The sequence below is a fragment of the Fodinicurvata halophila genome, from assembly GCF_042651425.1.
Classification (GTDB): Bacteria; Pseudomonadota; Alphaproteobacteria; order Kiloniellales; family DSM-21159; genus Fodinicurvata; species Fodinicurvata halophila.
In genome coordinates this window covers 12243-30338 of record NZ_JBHSCW010000012.1, presented here as the reverse complement: position 1 = coordinate 30338, position 18096 = coordinate 12243, and the positions used below count along the sequence as shown (strand labels likewise).

Annotated in this window: 24 protein-coding genes; 13 read left to right on the top strand and 11 right to left on the bottom strand. The window is 60.1% G+C overall.

Annotated elements, in window-relative coordinates; all coding sequences use genetic code 11:
* Window positions 1-11: 11 nt before the first annotated feature.
* On the top strand, window positions 12-122 hold the full coding sequence (locus ACFOW6_RS17705) for an adenosylhomocysteinase (RefSeq protein ID WP_449267372.1): 111 nt from the start codon (window positions 12-14) through the stop codon (window positions 120-122).
* Between the two features lie 54 nt (window positions 123-176).
* Here the strand turns inward: ACFOW6_RS17705 and ACFOW6_RS17700 are convergent, their stop codons facing one another.
* Window positions 177-1277, bottom strand: coding sequence for a 5-(carboxyamino)imidazole ribonucleotide synthase (locus ACFOW6_RS17700; RefSeq protein ID WP_382423761.1), 1101 nt, complete (start codon window positions 1275-1277; stop codon window positions 177-179).
* Window positions 1270-1764 (bottom strand): 5-(carboxyamino)imidazole ribonucleotide mutase, encoded by a 495-nt coding sequence (gene purE / locus ACFOW6_RS17695; protein WP_382423760.1) that lies wholly within the window; start codon window positions 1762-1764, stop codon window positions 1270-1272. The genes ACFOW6_RS17700 and purE overlap by 8 nt, the downstream gene beginning before the upstream one ends.
* Before the next feature lie 260 nt (window positions 1765-2024).
* On the opposite strand from purE, the gene ACFOW6_RS17690 reads away from it, so the two are divergent.
* Window positions 2025-2762, top strand: a complete 738-nt coding sequence (locus ACFOW6_RS17690; RefSeq protein WP_382423759.1) for a GGDEF domain-containing protein — start codon at window positions 2025-2027, stop codon at window positions 2760-2762.
* A 27-nt stretch (window positions 2763-2789) separates the two neighbouring features.
* Here ACFOW6_RS17690 and ACFOW6_RS17685 read toward each other — a convergent pair whose 3' ends face one another.
* Window positions 2790-3014, bottom strand: a complete 225-nt coding sequence (locus tag ACFOW6_RS17685; protein WP_382423758.1) for a YdcH family protein — start codon at window positions 3012-3014, stop codon at window positions 2790-2792.
* Between the two features lie 151 nt (window positions 3015-3165).
* Between ACFOW6_RS17685 and ACFOW6_RS17680 the strand changes: the two genes are divergently transcribed.
* The gene (locus ACFOW6_RS17680; RefSeq protein WP_382423757.1) at window positions 3166-4251 is read left to right on the top strand and encodes an ATP-dependent 6-phosphofructokinase; all 1086 of its coding nucleotides are present in this window, start codon (window positions 3166-3168) and stop codon (window positions 4249-4251) included.
* A complete protein-coding gene (locus ACFOW6_RS17675) occupies window positions 4244-4777 on the top strand; it encodes a TIGR02444 family protein (protein WP_382423756.1) in 534 nt (177 codons plus the stop codon). The genes ACFOW6_RS17680 and ACFOW6_RS17675 overlap by 8 nt, the downstream gene beginning before the upstream one ends.
* Here the strand turns inward: ACFOW6_RS17675 and sorU are convergent.
* The 5 genes from sorU to ACFOW6_RS17650 all read right to left on the bottom strand — a co-directional run bounded on the left by sorU (window position 4768) and on the right by ACFOW6_RS17650 (window position 8795).
* Window positions 4768-5118 carry a SorU family sulfite dehydrogenase c-type cytochrome subunit gene (gene sorU / locus ACFOW6_RS17670; RefSeq protein WP_382423755.1) on the bottom strand — a complete coding sequence of 117 codons (351 nt, stop codon included), beginning with the start codon at window positions 5116-5118 and terminating at the stop codon, window positions 4768-4770. The genes ACFOW6_RS17675 and sorU overlap by 10 nt on opposite strands.
* Window positions 5119-5197: 79 nt before the next feature.
* Window positions 5198-6394 carry a SorT family sulfite dehydrogenase catalytic subunit gene (sorT, locus tag ACFOW6_RS17665; protein ID WP_382423754.1) on the bottom strand — a complete coding sequence of 399 codons (1197 nt, stop codon included), beginning with the start codon at window positions 6392-6394 and terminating at the stop codon, window positions 5198-5200.
* Window positions 6395-6603: 209 nt separating this feature from the next.
* On the bottom strand, window positions 6604-7446 hold the full coding sequence (locus ACFOW6_RS17660; RefSeq protein WP_382423753.1) for a hypothetical protein: 843 nt from the start codon (window positions 7444-7446) through the stop codon (window positions 6604-6606).
* A 7-nt stretch (window positions 7447-7453) separates the two neighbouring features.
* Entirely contained in the window at window positions 7454-7942 is a 489-nt protein-coding gene (locus ACFOW6_RS17655; RefSeq protein ID WP_382423764.1) for an RNA polymerase sigma factor, read from the bottom strand.
* Between the two features lie 250 nt (window positions 7943-8192).
* A complete protein-coding gene (locus tag ACFOW6_RS17650) occupies window positions 8193-8795 on the bottom strand; it encodes a UbiX family flavin prenyltransferase (RefSeq protein ID WP_382423752.1) in 603 nt (200 codons plus the stop codon).
* Between the two features lie 118 nt (window positions 8796-8913).
* Here ACFOW6_RS17650 and ACFOW6_RS17645 point away from each other — a divergent pair, with 118 nt between their 5' ends.
* The 3 genes from ACFOW6_RS17645 (at window position 8914) to ACFOW6_RS17635 (ending at window position 10129) form a co-directional block, all read left to right on the top strand.
* Window positions 8914-9126, top strand: a complete 213-nt coding sequence (locus ACFOW6_RS17645) for a YdcH family protein (protein ID WP_382423751.1) — start codon at window positions 8914-8916, stop codon at window positions 9124-9126.
* Between the two features lie 109 nt (window positions 9127-9235).
* A complete protein-coding gene (locus ACFOW6_RS17640) occupies window positions 9236-9787 on the top strand; it encodes an EndoU domain-containing protein (RefSeq protein ID WP_382423750.1) in 552 nt (183 codons plus the stop codon).
* A 27-nt stretch (window positions 9788-9814) separates the two neighbouring features.
* A complete protein-coding gene (locus tag ACFOW6_RS17635) occupies window positions 9815-10129 on the top strand; it encodes a hypothetical protein (RefSeq protein WP_382423749.1) in 315 nt (104 codons plus the stop codon).
* Window positions 10130-10134: 5 nt separating this feature from the next.
* On the opposite strand, the gene ACFOW6_RS17630 is transcribed toward ACFOW6_RS17635, so the two are convergent.
* A complete protein-coding gene (locus ACFOW6_RS17630; RefSeq protein ID WP_382423748.1) occupies window positions 10135-11589 on the bottom strand; it encodes a phospholipase D-like domain-containing protein in 1455 nt (484 codons plus the stop codon).
* 148 nt (window positions 11590-11737) lie between these two features.
* Here ACFOW6_RS17630 and ACFOW6_RS17625 point away from each other — a divergent pair, with 148 nt between their 5' ends.
* The gene (locus ACFOW6_RS17625; RefSeq protein WP_382423763.1) at window positions 11738-13669 is read left to right on the top strand and encodes a propionyl-CoA synthetase; all 1932 of its coding nucleotides are present in this window, start codon (window positions 11738-11740) and stop codon (window positions 13667-13669) included.
* Here ACFOW6_RS17625 and gph read toward each other — a convergent pair.
* Window positions 13648-14334, bottom strand: a complete 687-nt coding sequence (gph, locus tag ACFOW6_RS17620) for a phosphoglycolate phosphatase (protein ID WP_382423747.1) — start codon at window positions 14332-14334, stop codon at window positions 13648-13650. The two genes, ACFOW6_RS17625 and gph, sit on opposite strands and share 22 nt — an antisense overlap.
* A gap of 120 nt (window positions 14335-14454) precedes the next feature.
* On the opposite strand from gph, the gene ACFOW6_RS17615 reads away from it, so the two are divergent.
* The 3 genes from ACFOW6_RS17615 to ACFOW6_RS17605 all read left to right on the top strand — a co-directional run bounded on the left by ACFOW6_RS17615 (window position 14455) and on the right by ACFOW6_RS17605 (window position 15580).
* Window positions 14455-14898, top strand: a complete 444-nt coding sequence (locus tag ACFOW6_RS17615) for a DUF1465 family protein (protein ID WP_382423746.1) — start codon at window positions 14455-14457, stop codon at window positions 14896-14898.
* Between the two features lie 119 nt (window positions 14899-15017).
* Window positions 15018-15266: a hypothetical protein gene (locus ACFOW6_RS17610; RefSeq protein ID WP_382423745.1), complete on the top strand. Its 249-nt coding sequence runs from the start codon at window positions 15018-15020 to the stop codon at window positions 15264-15266.
* Between the two features lie 179 nt (window positions 15267-15445).
* Window positions 15446-15580 carry a hypothetical protein gene (locus ACFOW6_RS17605; protein WP_382423744.1) on the top strand — a complete coding sequence of 45 codons (135 nt, stop codon included), beginning with the start codon at window positions 15446-15448 and terminating at the stop codon, window positions 15578-15580.
* 164 nt (window positions 15581-15744) lie between these two features.
* On the opposite strand, the gene ACFOW6_RS17600 is transcribed toward ACFOW6_RS17605, so the two are convergent.
* The gene (locus ACFOW6_RS17600; RefSeq protein ID WP_382423743.1) at window positions 15745-16194 is read right to left on the bottom strand and encodes a DUF4168 domain-containing protein; all 450 of its coding nucleotides are present in this window, start codon (window positions 16192-16194) and stop codon (window positions 15745-15747) included.
* Window positions 16195-16520: 326 nt separating this feature from the next.
* On the opposite strand from ACFOW6_RS17600, the gene ACFOW6_RS17595 reads away from it, so the two are divergent.
* Window positions 16521-17042, top strand: coding sequence for a sigma-70 family RNA polymerase sigma factor (locus ACFOW6_RS17595; RefSeq protein ID WP_382423742.1), 522 nt, complete (start codon window positions 16521-16523; stop codon window positions 17040-17042).
* A complete protein-coding gene (locus ACFOW6_RS17590; RefSeq protein WP_382423741.1) occupies window positions 17039-17995 on the top strand; it encodes an anti-sigma factor family protein in 957 nt (318 codons plus the stop codon). The genes ACFOW6_RS17595 and ACFOW6_RS17590 overlap by 4 nt, the downstream gene beginning before the upstream one ends.
* Window positions 17996-18096 lie beyond the last annotated feature (101 nt).

Here is an 18096-nt window from a genome sequence, read left to right as displayed (position 1 = left end):
AGGTCGCCAAGCTGCATCTCGACAAGATCGGCGCCCATCTCTCCGAGCTCTCCAAGGAGCAGGCCGACTACATCGGCGTGCCCCAGAACGGACCGTTCAAAAACGATACATATCGGTACTGAGGCCTATCGATATTCAAGGGAAAGGCCGGAGTGGAACGCTCCGGCCTTTCGTTGCTATCGACGCTGGATCAGCTTATTGACATGGCCCATCTTGCGGCCCGGGCGGGCTTCCTTCTTGCCGTAGAGGTGCAGGCGGGCCGTCGGGTCCGAGAGGATCTCGTACCAGTCCTCGCTCTGAGCGCCGATCAGGTTGCGCATGACGGCATCGGAATGGCGTTCCGTGGACCCCAGGGGAAGGCCCGTGACAGCCCGCACCAGCTGCTCGAACTGCGGCGTGTAGCAGGCGTCCATGGACCAGTGACCGGAGTTGTGGGGGCGGGGGGCCATTTCGTTGACCAGGACTCGATTGTCCTGGGTGACGAACATCTCCACGGCGATCAGGCCGACCAGCTCCATCTCCTCGGCGATGTGACGGGCCAGGACCTCTGCCTTGTCGGCAACGTCCGTCGGGATGCGCGCCGGTACCAGGGTCTGGTCCAGGATGCGCTCGCGATGCTGGTTCTCGACCGGGGGATAGGTGGTGAGAGTCCCGTCCCGCCCGCGTGCGGCGATGACGGAGATCTCGCAGGTGAAGTCCACGAAGCCCTCGAGCACGCCATTGCTTTCCGGGGCATGACGGCGCATCTCCTCCCAGGCTTCGAGCGCCGCAGCTTCGTTGCGGATCAGCACTTGCCCCTTGCCGTCGTAGCCGAAGTCGCAGCTCTTCAGGATCACGGGCGTGCCGAGGTCACGCAGGGCCCGCTGCACCGCCTCGGGGCCCGCAACTTCGGTATAGCGTGTCGTGGGGATATGGATGGACGCTAGGAAATCCTTTTCGCGCAGTCGGTTCTGGCAGATGTGCAGGATGTTCGGTGCGGGGTGCACGGCCACGTGTTCGGCCAGGGTTTCGGCCGTGCGGGCGGGCACGTTCTCAAACTCGAAGGTCACCACGTCCACCGCCTCGGCGAAGGCCGCCAGCGCCCGTTCGTCATCGTAGGGCGCCTGGGTCGAGAGCGAGGTAACCTGGCAGGCGGGTTCATCGGCGCCCGGGCAATAGATGTGGCTGCGATACCCCAGGCGTGCCGCTGCCAGGGCTGTCATGCGTCCCAACTGGCCGCCGCCCAGAATGCCGATAACGGACCCGGGAGAAAGGACGTCATTTCTGGCTTTAGTCATGTTCGCTAGGCCTCTCGGCGACGCTGTCTGTCTGTCTGGCGCGGTAGGAGTCCAGCCTCTCGGTGAGCGCACTGTCTGCAAGCGAGAGGATGGAGGCGGCCAGCAGGGCCGCGTTACGCGCCCCGGAATTACCGATGGCCAGTGTGCCGACCGGGACGCCGCCGGGCATCTGGGCAATGGAAAGCAGGCTGTCCATGCCCTTCAGAGCCTTGCTCTCCACCGGCACGCCGAGCACCGGCAGGCTGGTCAGGCTGGCGACCATTCCTGGCAGGTGTGCCGCACCTCCCGCTCCAGCGATAATCACCTTCAAGCCGCGTTGCCGGGCAGTGCGGGCATAGTCGAAGAGGCGTTCGGGCGTGCGGTGCGCCGAGACGATGCGCGCTTCGTGCGGCACCTGAAGCTCTTCGAGGATATCCGCGGCGTTCCTCATGGTCTGCCAGTCGGACTGGCTGCCCATGATGACGCCTACCAGAGGCTGTTCGCCCATTTTCGTGTTGTCCCCCTTGCGTGCGGTCCGGACACGTAGGTTGCTATGGTACCTGGCTGAGAAAAGCCCAAGGTGGCTGCATTATTCCGTCATGCCCTCGCGGAAACAAGCATTCAAAAAGACGGTCTGACGCATGGACCTTCTAAAAGAAAAATAGTAAAAGGCGGTTTGATTGGGGTGAACCGGCACAATCAGCGAGGCTGCCCCGGAAAGGGCTTCACAGCGAACGTGCCATCAGCAGTCTCGAGCGCGGAATTTCCATGAAAGTATCCGGAGCAACGCCAACCGCGAGGACCAGCAAGGTCAGAGCGGCAGAGAAGAAGGGCACGGTTCGCACAGACAGTGCCGCAAGCTTTGAAACCATCTCGGACGTCACGAACTTCTGTGGCCTTTCCGAAAGCGACCTGACGCCGAAGGTGCGCCAGGCTTTGCATGAACTGCTGAGCGAGGTTTCGCGCCTGCATCAGGAGGTTGACCGCGCATACAGCCGGATCGAATACCTGGAACACCTGTCGGATGAAGATACCCTGGTGCCGCTGATCAATCGCCGCGCCTTCGTGCGCGAGCTTGACAGGTACATAAACTTTTCCGAACGCTATGGAATTCCCAGCTGCCTGCTGTATTTCGATCTGGACGGCATGAAGACGATCAACGACAGCTTTGGGCATTCAGCCGGCGACGCCGTCCTGATGCACGTGGCCGAGTTGATGCAGAGCAACCTGCGCGGCTCGGATGTGATTGCCCGACTGGGCGGCGACGAGTTCGGGGCCATACTGGTTCAGGCCGAGCTGGAAAGCGCGGAGCGCAAGGCAGCGGATCTGGTCGACCTGATGACCCGGAGCCCGCTTGCCTGGGAGGGGCACGAAATCCAGATCTCGGCTTCCTGGGGTGTCTATCGCTTCGAGGGGCGCGAGCAGGTCGAGGACGCCCTGCGCCAAGCAGACGACCAGATGTATACACGCAAGCGCCAGAAGAAAGAGCGACTCGAGAACTCTTGATCGGGCGTGTCAGCCTGGAGAGCGCCGTCAGGCAATGATGTCGGGAATCAGGCGATCCTCGAGATCTGAAATTCTGTCCTTCAGGATCAGCTTGCGCTTCTTGAGGCGCTGCATCTTCAACTGGTCATAGGGAGGATTCTCGGTCATGCGCTGGATCGCATCGTCCAGATCGCGATGCTCCAACCGCAGGGCTTCGAGGCGCTCGCGCAGCTGTCCCGGCGTTTCTTCGTTCTCGTTGTCGAATTTGTCCATTTCTGGAGGAACTGTCTTTCACGGATTATAGGGTGGCGGCACTATACAGGCGATCATCTTGTGACGGAAAGCCTGCTTGCAATCCTATCAGGGTTCCGTTTTTCTCAAGGCTGGCTGCCGGAGATCACTCAGGATTCGAGCGGATGAGAGCATGGCAGGAATAAAGCGAATCGGTGTCTTGACCAGTGGCGGCGACTGCGCCGGCTTGAATGCCATAATTCGTGCCGTAGTGCAGCGCGCAGTGGATGAGTACGGCTGGCACGTGGTCGGAATTCACAAGGGAACCGCCGGCCTGCTGAGCCGTCCCGTGGAAGCGGAAACCCTGGACCTGTCGCGGTTCGACGGGGCGCTGCTCAGGCGGGCGGGGACAGTGCTGGGTACCACGAACAAAGGAGATCCCTTCGCCTTTCCCATGCCGGACGGGCGCGTGGTGGATCGTTCCGATGAGATCGTCGAGGGCCTGAAGGAACTCGGCATCGATGCCCTGATCGGCATCGGCGGGGATGGCAGTCTCGCGATCCTGGAGCGGCTGTGCAAGCAGGCCGGACTCCCCTTGATCGGCATCCCCAAGACGATCGACAACGATGTGGCGCGTACGGAAGTGGCCGTGGGCTATTCCACGGCAGTGGAGGTTGCCACCGATGCACTGGATCACTTGCAGCCCACGGCCGCCAGTCACGATCGTGTCATGGTGCTGGAAGTCATGGGTCGCGACGCCGGGCATATCGCGCTGAGCGCAGGAATCGCGGGAGGTGCGGACATCATCCTGATTCCGGAGATTCCCTGGGATCCGGATAGCCTGGCCCGCAAGATTGAGGACCTGCGTCGGCAGGATCGGAATTTCGCGCTGGTGGTCGTCGCCGAAGCGGTGCGCCGGGAAGACGGCGACCCCGTAGGCCGCACGCGGGAAGGCGGCAAGGTTCTCTATGGTGGAATCGGCCACTACGTGGGGGAACGGCTGGGGGAAATGACCGGTGCGGAGGTACGGGTCACGGTTCTGGGGCATGTCCAGCGCGGCGGAACGCCTGTTGCCCGGGACCGCCTGATTGCCTCCATTTTCGGGGTTCATGCCGTGGACCTGGTCGCCCAGGGACAGGATAGCATGATGGTGGCCTGGGAAGGGCGCTCGGTGACCGGCGTTCCCCTGTCCCAGATCATCGACCAGCCGCATCAGGTCGACCCCCAGGGCGCTCTGGTCAAGGCGGCGCGCGGACTGGGAATCTGCCTGGGTGACTGATGCCGAGAATGACCGTGGACAGGCCATGACCTTCTGGGACTTTTCCCTGTTGTTCTATGGCCGGCAAGGCGTGGCCGACGCCTGCCTGGAACTGCAGGATCGGCATGGATTGGACGTGAACCTGGTCCTTTTCTGTTTCTGGGCGGCCACCTGCGGAAAAGCTCTCGGAGAGGAGGAGTTTGCTCGCCTGAGCCAGGCCAGTCGTGACTGGCAGGCGCAGGTGGTCCAGCCGCTCAGAGAAGTGCGGCGATGGATGAAGCGCCCGGACCTGCTGGAAAGGGAAGACTGCGTTCGCCTGCGCGAGAGCATCAAGCGGCAGGAGCTGGAGGCCGAACGCCTGCAGCAGACCTTTCTGGCGGAGGCCTTGCCGATGGAAGTTACCCCGGCTTCGGAAGAGGAAAAGACGGCGTGTGCTGTCACCAGCCTGAACTGCCTGCTGTCCCGGCACGCTCTCCCTACGCTTGGGAACAAGGAGAGATCGTTGGAGCGACTGCTACAGGAGTTCAAGGCATTCCTTCAGTCCTGAGTGACCGAGACCACATAGCTTGCGATGGCCTCGATTTCCTCTGGACTGAGGCTGTCACTGAAGGCTGGCATCACGCCGACTCCGTCCCGCACCGCTGCGCGCACGGCCTCCTCCGTCGGCTGGAGATTGTCGAGATTGGGGCCAATGCCACCGCTCGTGCCAGCCTCCTCGAGGGTGTGGCATACGCCACACTGAGGTTGCGTTCCCTCGAGGTATAGCTGCCGTCCGCGCTCCAGGCTCTCATCTTCTCCGGCCAGAGCCGCAGGAGAACTCGGGCCGAACATCGAAGCAATCAGGACAAACGCAGAGCAGAAGAACTTGTTCCGCAGAAGGTGCGGCATGAATCGTTCCTTATCGCTGAGCAGATAAACGGAAGGGGAGGGGGCCCGCTCGTCCCGAACAGGGCCCCTCCTTCAAGACCTATACGACAGTGACCTCCACGGCCAGGCGATCCCAGCCGTTGTAGTCGTAGCCGCGATGGTTGGGTTCTGTGGATTCGGGCTGGACGTTGCCATCGGAGTCGGTGGCCCGGCTCGTGATCACGTAGTCTCCGGGCTCCAGGTCGGCCGTCAGCAGGAAGGGCCGCCAGGCAAAGCGACCGAGATCCGGTCCAATGAAGCTCGCGTCCTGCCAGCTTTCCCCGCCATCCAGGGAAACCTCGACCTTCTCGACCGGCTTGTCACCGCCGAACGCCACGCCATAGATCTGAACGCGCCCGCTTTCGCTGTCCTTCAACGGGTGCGTGACCCAGGACTTCACCTGCATCTCCCACATCGAGGGCTGGTCCGGTGCGCCGTCCACACCGACCGGTCGCACGCGGTAGCCGGATGCCTGGATCTTGGCATCCGTTTCCTCTTCGGTGAAGGCGACCCGTTTCACGTACTTCACATTGTTGATGCCGTAGTAGCCCGGCACGATCATGCGCAGTGGACCGCCATGGGCCAGCGGCATCTCGTCGCCGTTCATCTCCCAGGCGAGAATGGCATTTTCCATGGCTTCGGCCGGGACCGAACGTTCAACTATGATGTCCTTCTCTTCTACGCCCTCCGGCAACTGTTCGCCGCCGGTCGAGGTCATGAAGTTACCCCCGTCGGCGAGGCCGCCGAGTTCCTCGACCACCTTGCGCACCGGAACGCCGCTCCACAGAATGCAGCCGGCCGCGCCTGTGAGCCACTGGGAACCGCTCGTCTCGTGCTCATAGAATCCGCGTCCGTTGCCGGAGCACTGCAGGACCGTGGCCACGGTTTCGATACCGATGTTCTTCAACTCGCCAACTGTCAACGTGCGCGGGTCGTTCACGCCTTCGATCGAGACCTCCCAGGCGTCACGGTCGGCAACGATGGATTCGTCCGGGCTCGGCAGGTTGTTGCGGATATAGACCTCCTCATTGGGCGTAATGACACTGGTTCCACCGGCTCCCCGCTTCATCTCCAGGGTCTGCTCGGTGTGCATGATCAGCTTGTCGGCATCCTTCCAACTTACATAGTCGGGCAGCTCCTTGGTTTCGGCGGCAAAGGCCGGGAAGCTGCTGCCGGTAACGCCGGCGGCGGCTATGGCACCGGCCGTGCTGGCCGAGCCGATCAGGAAATGCCGGCGGTGAATTCTTGCTGTTTCCATGAGTCCGTTCCTCCCTCTGCGCAGATAGCGCTTGTTGCTGCTCCTGCGGGGAACAGCTGTTTGCTGTAATTTCTCCACCGGGCAAAAGCCGGTTACTGTTCAGAAGAGACGCATTATGAAGCCGCTTTATTCCAAGTGTTTCGGAAGTTTCCGAACTGAAGAAGACGCTCATACGGGACAGGGAGCGGATCGCGGGTGTGCAGAGGCCTCTATGCCAGGCAGGGCCGACCTTCGTTCTCCATGTCGCGGGCCATCTGTGTCGATTCCTCTTCCTCTCCGGCCTGTCGGGTAACCTGTTCGATATAGGCGATCAGCTGCTTGAAGCGCTGACGGTCCATCTTGTGCGCCACGGCGGCATAGGCGGTGTCCCCGACTCGCCAGCTTGCAATGGCCCGACTGTCCTCGTGCCATTCCATGGACAGCGCGCGTTCCAGCTCCTCCGGGGCGGCAGCGATGGTCAGGCTCAGCTGACATCCGTTCTCTCCAAGATAGCCGACGAAGAATTGCTCACCGCGCGCGCTCCGCAGGTCGGAGAAGCGGGTGATTCGCATCCCCGCCAGGGACAGGTCGGGGGCATAGCCGGTCACGTCATCGACCGAGATCTCCATCAGATTGTCCGCGCCGCCAGTGGCTTCGCGCAGGACCGGGCCTTCCTCCTGGCCGATCTCGATCGCACTTGTCAGCCATTCCTCGTGCTGATGTTCGGCGGCGGCGATCCAGGAGCGTGGGGCTTCGGAGAGCTGCAGCCCATACCAGGCAGCCCCACCGAGCACGGCGGCAACTCCAAGACTTGCAGCGAGTGCGCGAGGCCACTTCCTGCCGGATACCTGTCCAGCATGTTGTGCTTGTTTCGTGTGGATCGGCGGGGCGTTCTCAACCCTGGATTCCAGCTCGCTCCGGGTTGTTGCCTTGAGGCGGGCAAGGGTCGCAATAGTCTGGGCAACCTGCGGCTCGTCCGCCGCTGCCGCTGCGATATCGGCGGCCTGCGCTGGAGGAAGTTCTCCGTCCACATAGGCGTTCAACTGTTCCCAGGAATAGATATGGTCAGGCATGATGCATTCACGTACGCAGTTGCGCCGAAGTCATTTCGGCAAGAAGAGCCTTCCTGGCGCGGGACAGGCGGCTCATGACGGTTCCGGCAGGCACCTCCAGTAGTGCGGCGACTTCCGCATAAGAGAATCCGGCCAGATCCACGAGGGATATGATCTCACGATAGGGGACGGGGAGCTTCTGCATGGCCTGGTGAATGGCGATGGTGTCGATCAGACTGCGGTCGAAATCCCACGGTGGCTTCTCTTCGGGCTCCGAGGTCTCCTCGTCAAATTCCACTGTACAGGCGGTATGCCTGCGGCGTGTCCTGTCGATCCAGGCGTTGCGCATCACGCGGAACAGCCAGGCACGGCAGGCCGGCTCGCTTTCGGGTGTCGAGCTGGCCGCGAGTGCCCTGAGCGCACAGTCCTGAAGCAGGTCCTCTGCCTCCTCACGATTCCCGGTCAGGCTGTATGCATAGCCGAAAAGCCGCAGGCGATACCGCTCAAGCCTTTCCACAATTCTCAAGGACGCACTCCCCGCCTGGAGATTCTGTTTCCGGCATTGATGGGACACGTATTTATTGGGCCGGACCCGTTCTTTCTACACATACGATAGGCAGCGGGGAAGGCTGCTCTCGATGAACCAGCACGAGGTGAATCCCGGAACTGGCTTGGCTTCAATGCAGAGGAAACGTTTCACGGAGCGGGTTTATTCCCCATCCTGGAATCTGCTTTTCCGATTACCTCTGGGGCAACTTGCGGTGCGCTCAGCCACGACGGGAGGACGGATTGCCGTCGGGCCCTCTTTCTCCCCACCGGCTGACCAGCGGGCTTTCCAGGTCGAAGATGTCCAGGACGCGCCCGACCGACTGGTTGATGACGTCATCAAGGGTCTGCGGATTGTGGTAGAAGGCGGGAACAGGCGGGGCAATGATGGCTCCCATCTCGGAAAGACTCAGGAGATTGCGCAGGTGTCCGCTGTGAAGCGGTGTCTCGCGCAGCATCAGAACCAGCTTCCTGCGCTCCTTCAGTACGACGTCGGCGGCACGCGTCAAAAGGTTGGAAGTCACCCCTGTGGCGATTTCCGACATGCTGCGGATCGAGCAGGGCGCGATGATCATGCCGTCCGTGCGGAAGGATCCGCTCGAAATGGCGGCACCCACATCCGGAAAGGAATAAATCTCGTCGGCGAGCTGCTGGACGTCGCGCAGCTTGTAGCTCGTTTCATAGCCGATCGTCATCTCGGCCGAGCGCGAAATGATGACGTGACTTTCAACGGGAAGTTCACGCAAGGCCTGCAGCAGACGTATGCCATATATGGCGCCACTGGCTCCGGTGATGCCGATTATCAGACGCGAGGCTGTTGTCATAAATTCTCAATATTGCACTGAGGGGCAGGTTGACCACATCATAGGGTGTAACGCATTTGCCCGGAACGGGGAATGTGCCGATTGAAACGACTATCATTTCATGGAAGGAGACTGGCCCATGTCGACGCTGTCACACATCGAGGCGTTGCAGGACAAGCATGCTCATCTTGAAAAAATCATTGAAGAAGAGCAGCATAGACCGGACCCCGATGAAGCGCGTATCCATGAATTGAAACGTGAGAAGCTCAAGATCAAAGACGAAATCAGCGCCTTGAACGGGGCCACTTCCATGAATGGCCAGCAGGTCAATAATGGGGTTACCCGCCACTGATCCTAGCGCACGTTGACGGGAGGTCTGGGGTGAACAAGTGGTGAGCCGACCAGACCTCCAGCCTTCCCAGAGCAGAGGCTTGCACACTCTGCAGCAAATGGTTTCATCCATGCACTCCACACGGTACGGCAAGGTCTGCAGGAACTGCCGTTCTGCCGTTCTGCTTTCTCCAGCCGCCGTGCTTGCTTTCCTGCTGTTCTTTTCCTGGTTTGCGCCTGCTCTGGCTTTCGAGCCGGTGGATTGCGCCGCAGGGCATCCCCACTGGTCGGACAGTGAACCGAAACTCAATCTCGTCCATATTTTCTGCGGAGAGATCAACCGACGCGACAAGCCCGTCGGCTTTCACGCGAGACCCCAGGGCAGGGACCCCGCCACGGCCCGTGTGGCGAAGGTCCTCGATTCCGCAAATCCAGCCGGTGTCTATACCGCCAGGATCGAGGTCCTCGACGGGGAGCGCTGGAAGGAAAAGTTTTCTTCGTTCTTTCCCGACAGGCTGAGCCAGCATCAGGTGGTGCAATTGATCCTGACCGCCTATGAAGAAAGCGGTGGCGGTCAACGCTGGGAAGGAAGAAGCGGGGCGGGATTCCGGATCCAGGGATACGAGATCGAGATTGACGGGGAGACGCGCATCAATACGGCCTATCCACTCTATCAGCGCTGAACGGAACAGTATGAGGCTATCGAAACCGTGAACTATTATCTGGACAGTCAGGGAGTGGCACGCGCCACCCTGCCATTGGAACTGGATCTGCTGAGGCATTTCCTGGAGGAGGACCTCCAGGGCGCCACGGGGTTATGCGAGGAAATCCATCGACGTCTCGAGGACCTCCAGAAAAGAGGTGACGGGGAAGCGGAGATCACGGGCAATGCGCATCATCTGACCTTGACGCCGGAGCAAGTGCACATCGCTCCCCTTTTCACGGATGCCGCGCCTCTCGTCCTGGAAACCAGTATTTTTCGCGAAGTTCTGGAGTCCTGGCAGGCCCTGCTGCAGCAGGCATAGTCGTCTCAGTCGAATCCCAGCTGGCGAAGCAGGTGACACCGCGCAAGGCGTTTGGGCTTGACCGGTGTTTCCGGATCTCCGAGCTGGAGTTCGACCACCAGATTGTTCTCTTCCGGCTTCGGAAGGTCCAGATGGACGAGGCGACGCCCCTGCTCGGCGCGCAGCGTTTCGATCGTCTTGAGCAGGCTGCCCTGCTCATTGAACGCCTGTGAAAAGGATGTCTGATCAAGACCCAGATGCTCGGCAAGAAGCCGGTTGCGTAGATCGGATATCTTCGCAGAGATCCGTTCCGTGTCCGTGCCGGCCTCAGCGTTCAGGTCACGGTCAATCACGACGTCGCATTCCGTGTCGAAGCCCATGGACCGATTGTTGAGATTGCTGGAGCCGATGCGAAGCAGCCGGTCGTCCGCAATCAGCACCTTGGAATGAACATAGATCGGCTCGTCCGCTGCGTTGTAGGGCGTGTAGATGGCGAAACGGCCGTGCAGGTCGTGCTGTTTTAGATAGTGCACTGCGAAACGCCGGGCAGAATCCATTGCGGCTTCTTCCAGAATGTCTTCCCCCTTCTCGGGATTGATGACGACCACATCGGGACCGTCGGGGGCCTGCAAGCGCTCCGCCAGCGCCTCGGTCACGCGCCTGGAGGCGAAGTACTGGTTTTCTATGTAGATGAAGCTGCGGGCGTGTCGAATGGCCTCCAGGTTGATCGCCTCGATTTCGCGAACTTCCGGCTGTTCGTTGTACGCTGGCTGAGTGCGGGCGATGCCGATCTGCGTATGGCGGAAATCGGGTTCAAGGAATGTGGGCCACGGGTCATTGGCCGTGTCTGTGACGCTCAAGGTTTCCCCGAGCGCCTCGTACCAGCGGTGTCGCGCAAGCTCGCCGAGCGCTTGGGCGGCCGCCCCGTCCACGACCATGGCGACTTCATGCCTTGGCCCGAAGGCTTTGCCCCTGCGTTTGCGGCGTGGGTCGTTTGCCAAGTGTTCCGGCGTATCCCAGCGGTTTCCGACAAGATCAATTGAACCGCAGAAGGCAATGCGATCATCAATGATGATCAGCTTCTGGTGGTGACAGGCAATGGTCGGGTGATGGTTGTCGAGCCGGTAGATGATCTGTGGCGATCCACCCCACCCGAGACGAATGAGCGTCTGGAGTTCGCGGCCGAAGTTCAACAGAACCGAACTGCTCCAGCGCAGGATGCGAATGGTCAGCTCCGGTTTCCGTCTTACGATATGGCGCAGGAACCGGCCCAACTGCGCAGGGGCCTGGGGATCGCTGTCTGCGTGTTCTTCCGGGTACAAGAGGGTTGCCTTGCGCTCGAAATCCCAACCGATGAACAGGATGTGACTTTCGGCCTTCAGCATGGCCTCGCGCAGCACCGCGAAATACCTCGCTCCATCGACGATTACACCAATACGCTCTGCTTCCGCCGTTTTCCAGCAGGCTTCTCGTATCTTCATGTGCTGTTTCTCCAAGTGGCGATCGAGCAGAGTGGAGCGAACGGGTACAGGGTAACCAAAAGGATCATCGCGTGTCGGGTCATTTATCGGAAGAAGGGGTATCTGATAGTTTGTTTACGGGTCATGCCTTTTGCGCGAGACTTTTTGGATAAGAACAAGACAGAAGCAGGAAAACGCCATGGGAAAGTTCGAAGAGGTCTATAAACGCTCGCTGGAGGATCCGGAGGGCTTCTGGGGCGAGGCCGCGGACCAGCTTGTCTGGGACAGGAAATGGGATCGCGTGCTGGATGACAGCCAGGCCCCGCTGTATCGCTGGTTTCCCGGAGGACGTCTCAACACCTGCTACAATGCCCTCGACTGTCACGTGGAATCCGGCAACGGGTCGCGCCTGGCGTTGATCTACGACTCGCCGGTTACCGGGGCGCTCCGGCACTACAGCTATCAGGACTTGCGCGACGAAGTGGCGCGTCTTGCCGGGGCCCTCAAGGCCCGCGGGGTCGAGGCCGGTGACCGGGTAATCATCTACATGCCCATGGTGCCCGAGGCGGTCATGGCCATGCTGGCCTGTGCGCGGCTCGGTGCGGTGCATTCCGTCGTCTTCGGCGGTTTTGCCTCGAACGAGCTGGCCAAGCGCATCAATGACAGCCAACCCCGTCTTATCCTGTCGGCGTCCTGCGGCATCGAGGGAGGGCGCGCGGTACCTTACAAGCCGTTGCTGGACAAGGCGCTCGAGGCGGCTTCTCACAAACCCCAAGGCTGCCTGATCCTGCAGCGCCCCGAAGAACGCTGCGAACTGACAGCCGGACGGGACGAGGATTGGCAGGAGGCTCTCTCCGGCGCCACAGCCGCGGATTGTGTGCCAGTGGAGGCCACCGATCCGCTCTATATTCTCTATACCTCAGGAACCACCGGCCAGCCCAAGGGCATCGTGCGTGACAACGGCGGCCACGCCGTCGCTCTGAAATGGTCCATGAAGCACGTCTACAACATCGATCCGGGCGAGGTTTACTGGACGGCTTCTGATATCGGCTGGGTGGTGGGCCACAGCTATATCGTCTATGCCCCCTTGCTTCAGGGGGCCACCACCGTCCTCTATGAAGGCAAGCCGGTGGGGACGCCCGATGCCGGGGCCTTCTGGCGGGTGATCGCGCAGCATGGCGTCGTCACCCTGTTCACTGCGCCGACGGCCTTCCGGGCCATACGCCAGCAGGACCCTCAGGGCGCGAAGATTGCCGAACATGACCTGTCATCCTTTCGGGCCCTGTTCCTGGCTGGCGAACGCTGCGATCCGGATACCCTGCTCTGGGCCCAGGACAAGCTGAAGGTGCCGGTCATCGATCACTGGTGGCAAACCGAGACCGGATGGCCGATTGTGGCCAATTGCTTGGGAATCGAGCAGCTGCCCGTGAAGCCGGGGTCCCCAACGCGTCCCGTACCGGGCTGGGACCTGCGCATCCTCGATGGGGAGGGGAACGAAGTTCCCAGAGGCACAATCGGATCGATAGTTGGGCGCCTGCCCATGCCGCCTGGCACCTTCCCGACGCTCTGGAACGCGCAGGAGCGGTTCGTGAAGACCTATCTGTCGTCCTTTCCCGGCTATTACCAGACCGGAGATGCCGGCTACATGGACAAGGACGGCTATATCTTCGTCATGGGGCGGACAGACGATATCATCAATGTCGCGGGCCACCGCCTTTCGACGGGCGCCATCGAGGAGGCGCTGGCCAACCATCCCGATGTGGCCGAGTGTGCCGTTATCGGAGTGCATGACGACCTGAAGGGGCAACTTCCTGTCGGCTTCCTGGTCCTCAATGCCGGTTGTGCCCGGCCGGTCGAGGACATCGAGAAGGAAGCGGTGCAGTACGTGCGCGACGGCATTGGTCCCGTGGCGGCTTTCAAGACGGCACTGGTGGTCCAGCGCCTGCCCAAGACGCGCTCAGGCAAGATCCTGCGTGGGACCATGCGGCATATTGCCGATGGCGAAAGTTACAACACGCCGGCGACCATCGACGACCCGGCCATCCTGGACGAGATTTGCGAAGCGCTCGAGGAGGCCGGTTACGCGGGCCGCCGTGCCTGAAGGCTTTTCAGGCAGGCAGGAAGTTCTGCGAAGCTGGCGATGCTGGCGTCCCGGGGCAGGCCGGCAGCGATCTCCCCGCCATAGCCATAGCGTGCCCAGATGGTCGTCAGACCCGCTGCCCGACCGGCCAGCAGGTCGTTGTGGCCGTCGCCCACCATGATCGCCTGGACGGGGCTGGCCTGCATGGCCCGCAGGCATTCCGTCAGATGCCTGGGGTCGGGTTTACGTGTGGAATAGCTGTCTCCGCCAGCAACCTGTTCGAACAGAGGCAGCAGCCCCAGATTGTCCAGAATGGTGCAACTGGGCTTCTCAGGCTTGTTGGTGCAGACAGCAAGCCGCCATCCTTCCCTGGAGAGGTGTCTTAGTGTTTCTTCAACACCGTCGTAAAGCTTTGTGTCGGCAATCAGGGTTGCCGCATAGAGATCGAGGAATCGCCGCGACGCCATCTCCGTGTCGATCTGGCCTTCAGCCTCGGCCCAGTGCAGTGCGCGTTCCACCAGTTTGTGGGCGCCGTCCCCGATCATCGGTATGACCTCGGCAAGCGTCGGTGCGGGCAGCCCCTTCTCGGCAAGGAGCTGGCCCAGAGCCTCTGCCAGACCCGGTGCGCTGTCCACCAGGGTTCCATCCAGGTCGAACAACAGGACGGATGGGGCGTTTTCCTTCATGAATTGGAAATTCCTTGCAACTATACAATTATATACAAGATGCTTTTCCGCGGATGAGCCATCCAGGGGAAGGGCCGGACAGCGGGCCGTATTGGCGGTCGAATGTCGTAGAAGGGTGATATGACGGATTACAGGGACAGCGACAACCAGAGTCTTGCCTCGGGCACGACCGCTGGAGGCGTTTCCTTCATGGACGGTACCTATCGCGAAGCCCTCTCACTGACCCGGGAGATTCGCGATTATATTGCCCACCAATGGCGCAGGGACTGCGAAGAGCTGCCTCCCGTGGCAAGACTGACCGCGTCGTGTGAAAGCATGCGCCTGACCAGTCGGGCCACAGAGATCATGGCTTGGCTATTTGTCCAGAAGGCACTCCATGCCGGAGAAATTACCAGCGAAGAGGCTCGTGCACCCGAACGCAGGCTGACCGAGCAAGCTATCTGTACGCAGAGTCATCACGAAAAGGAAGTTGTCCTGCCGGAACGCATGACCCAGCTGCTGCAGCGCAGTTATGACCTGTACCTTCGGATTCAGCGTCTGGACGCGCAATTGGACAGCCAATAGAGCGTCCCTTGGTTATTGCATGGCTCCCACAGCAGCTATGAATTATGAGCGGCTGTCGCCCGCAACGGTTTCTCCATATAGTCTTCCTGTAATCCCTTTTCTTCAGTGGAGATTCCGCCATGACGCCCCCACGTCCAGCATCTAGGCCGGTTGTGTGGCTTTCCGTGATTCCTGCCGCGCTGGCAGGCATCATACTCTTTGATGTGCTCCTTGCCATAGGGGCTGCACTCGATTGGGCCCTGCTGGGGCTTTTCGATGCTCCGCAGCCCGTCATCATTGCCGTCGGTGTCGTGGTGGCGATTGCCTCATTTGCTCTGGCCGTGAAATTTTCTCTGCAGGCCTATCGGGCGGAGCTGGACTTTAAGTAAATTTCTGATCCTGTTGTGTTTAAACGAATATTCAGGATTTATTCGCAATAGGACAAAAAATTTGTCTGCCTATGGAACCTTTTGCTGTTTCCGTCTGTCTTATCAGTAGTGGTCACCGCGGTGTGTTCTTCACTGCGGGTTGGCCTGAAAGACAGTTGGATATTGGATAGGAGAATATCATGTCCCGTCTTTGGATCTTTGCCGCCCTATTCGCTGCCTTTGGTTTCCTGGCGGCCTGCGAGCCAGTTGAGGAAGCAGATCAGCCAGCCGAGATGAATGACAGTGGCAGCGGTACCGGTGACTCCATGAACTGATTATCCTCAGTTTCACATCGCAAGAGACTTCAAGGAAGCGGCCGCCCTGAGGGGCGGCCGCTTTTTTTGACTGATAACGTTTCATTGAGAAAAAGAAAGCCGGCCCGAAAGGGCCGGCTTTCATGAACTTCAGGTGCCTGTAAAACAGGGACGTGAAGGAGACTTCAGTTACTGGATTCAACCATCGAATTGAGCTTGGAGGCGAGTTCAGGATCGCTCTGGGCTGCCTGAGTGATCTCGTTGTACTTCTCGACAGTCAGGCCGCGCTCTTCCACGGCGGCAGCCATCTCTTCCTGAGCGTTCTGCCAGATTTCCTGAGCCTCTTCTTCGCTTTCAGCGTTGGCGATCTCGGGTTCCTTCTCCTGGCCGATCTCGGATACGTCCTGCATGGCCAGAACGTAGTCCTGAAGCTCCTGATCGGAATAGTCGTCGACTGAACCGCCCTCCTGCATGTTGTTTTCCATGTTGTCGTCGGTGCTGCTCTGGGCGAGGTCGAACGAACCGTCATCTGTCTGCGGGGCGTCGGCCGCACTGGCTGCAGCTGCACCGAATGCCATGGCACTGCCCATGATCAGAGCGGCGGTCGTGCTGCGAAGCGAAAAACGGGTCGACATATGAGAACTCCTTGAAGATTGCAGTATAGGTGCAAGAGCATTGCATGCTCCTGTGATGTAAGACACTGCAACCAGCCTTAAAGTTCCCTGTCCATGCAAAAAAACTTCCTGCCGCGAAGCTGAACGGCCAAGCTTCTGATATTCATGGATGAAATATATGAAGATGTATAAAATTTAATATAGGCGGGAACAAAAACCATTGTGCTTCTGTCATTGAATACAGGAAAGGATTACCGACATTATACGGGTTGCTTTTCTTTGGAATGGCCGCTCGACGGATCATTCGGACGCGAGTGGCTGGAGACGGGCAGGTGAGGGAGTGCCAAGTGAGTGACGATTATGGCTGGTTGATATCCAGGGAAACAGCGGGCCTGAGGCGCTATGCGCGCGCGCTTGTACGTGACCCTGTCCGTGCCGATGACCTGGTTCAGGATTGTCTGGAACGCGCCATACGAAAGCGCAAGCAGTTACGCAGCCAGGGAAGTGTCAAAAGCTGGCTGTTCCGCATTCTCTACACCGTTTATCTCAATGGCCGCAAAACGCGCTATGCAGCGCCGACGGATGAGGCGATCGAGGAGACCGTCAGTATTGTACAGCCGGCGCAGCACAAGCAGTTGGAGTGCAAGACCATTCTCGAAGCACTGGATCGTCTGCCAGAAGATCAGCGGGAAGCCATCATGCTGGTGGCCCTGGAAGGTGTATCCTATACGGAGGCGGCCACGATACTCGGAGTGGAACTCGGGACCCTCAAGTCCCGCCTTTCACGCGGCCGTGAAACGCTCAGGCAGATCCATGCGATTACGGAAGAAAAGCCGCCCTCTACAGCCACGCTCAGGAGGGTGAAATGACAGATCGAAAAAGCTACGAGCAGATCACTGAACTCGACCTCATGGGCTATGTGGACGATCGCCTCGATCCCGCGCGACGTGCCGAGGTCGAGGCCTATCTTCTGCAGAATCCCGAAGACAATGCTCGAGTGCGCGCGTATTTCGCGCAGAACGAAGCCATACGCAGCGCGTTTGATGACGTTGCCGAGGAGCCCGTTCCCGCACGGTTGACCGCGGCAACCCACTGGTCGCGCCGGCCTTCTTTTGTGCCGGTACTGCGTTGGGCCGGGGTCGCGGCGTCGGTCGTTCTGGCGGCCGGAAGCGGATGGTGGGTCGGCCAGTCCGGATTGCCTGTCAGTCCGCTGGGAGGTGGCACCCAGATCTCCAGTACTGCGGAGACCCAGGAAGTGGAGACGGGGCAGACACAGGCGATGCCGGCGTCCGGTGGGTCCAAGCCATTGCTTGATCAGCTGGAACAGCAGCCGCTGATCGAGGAGCAGGCCATCTCGGAGTTGAACAGGAGTGTCGGAGGCAATGCCTTCGGCATGAGTTTCAATCCGCCAGATCTATCCCTGTTCGGATACGAGCTGCAGAACGCGCGTCAGGTCAAGAAGGACAACGCACCGGCGCTGCATCTGCTCTACTCCGACGAGAAGGGAGAAACCGTGGCCATCATGCTGTCCCCCAGGGAACGCCCGGAAAGCCCTTCAGTGGAAGTGAACCGGGAAAACGACTTCAATATCGTCGACTGGTCGGATGGCCCGCTTGAACTCAAGATCGTCAGCCGACGCAGCGAGGAGCAACTGCGCAAGATGGCCGGAAAGGTCGGAGAAAGCATGAGCTACAGTCTTCAATTGCCGCAGAACAACGGGCAGTTCGCTGGTCAGCCGATCGAGGACAACCGTTTCTCGGATCGGATGCTGGGTCCGCTTCTGGAAAGCGATCAGGTTTCCTCCTCCAGCGGCCCCATGTGATGGGCCGTCGTCGAGAGGTCCTGGAGTAATCCGGCCAGTTGCGCAGGCAACGAAAAAGGGCGGCTCGAAAGCCGCCCTTTTTCTTGTTCCATGCTTGTCGT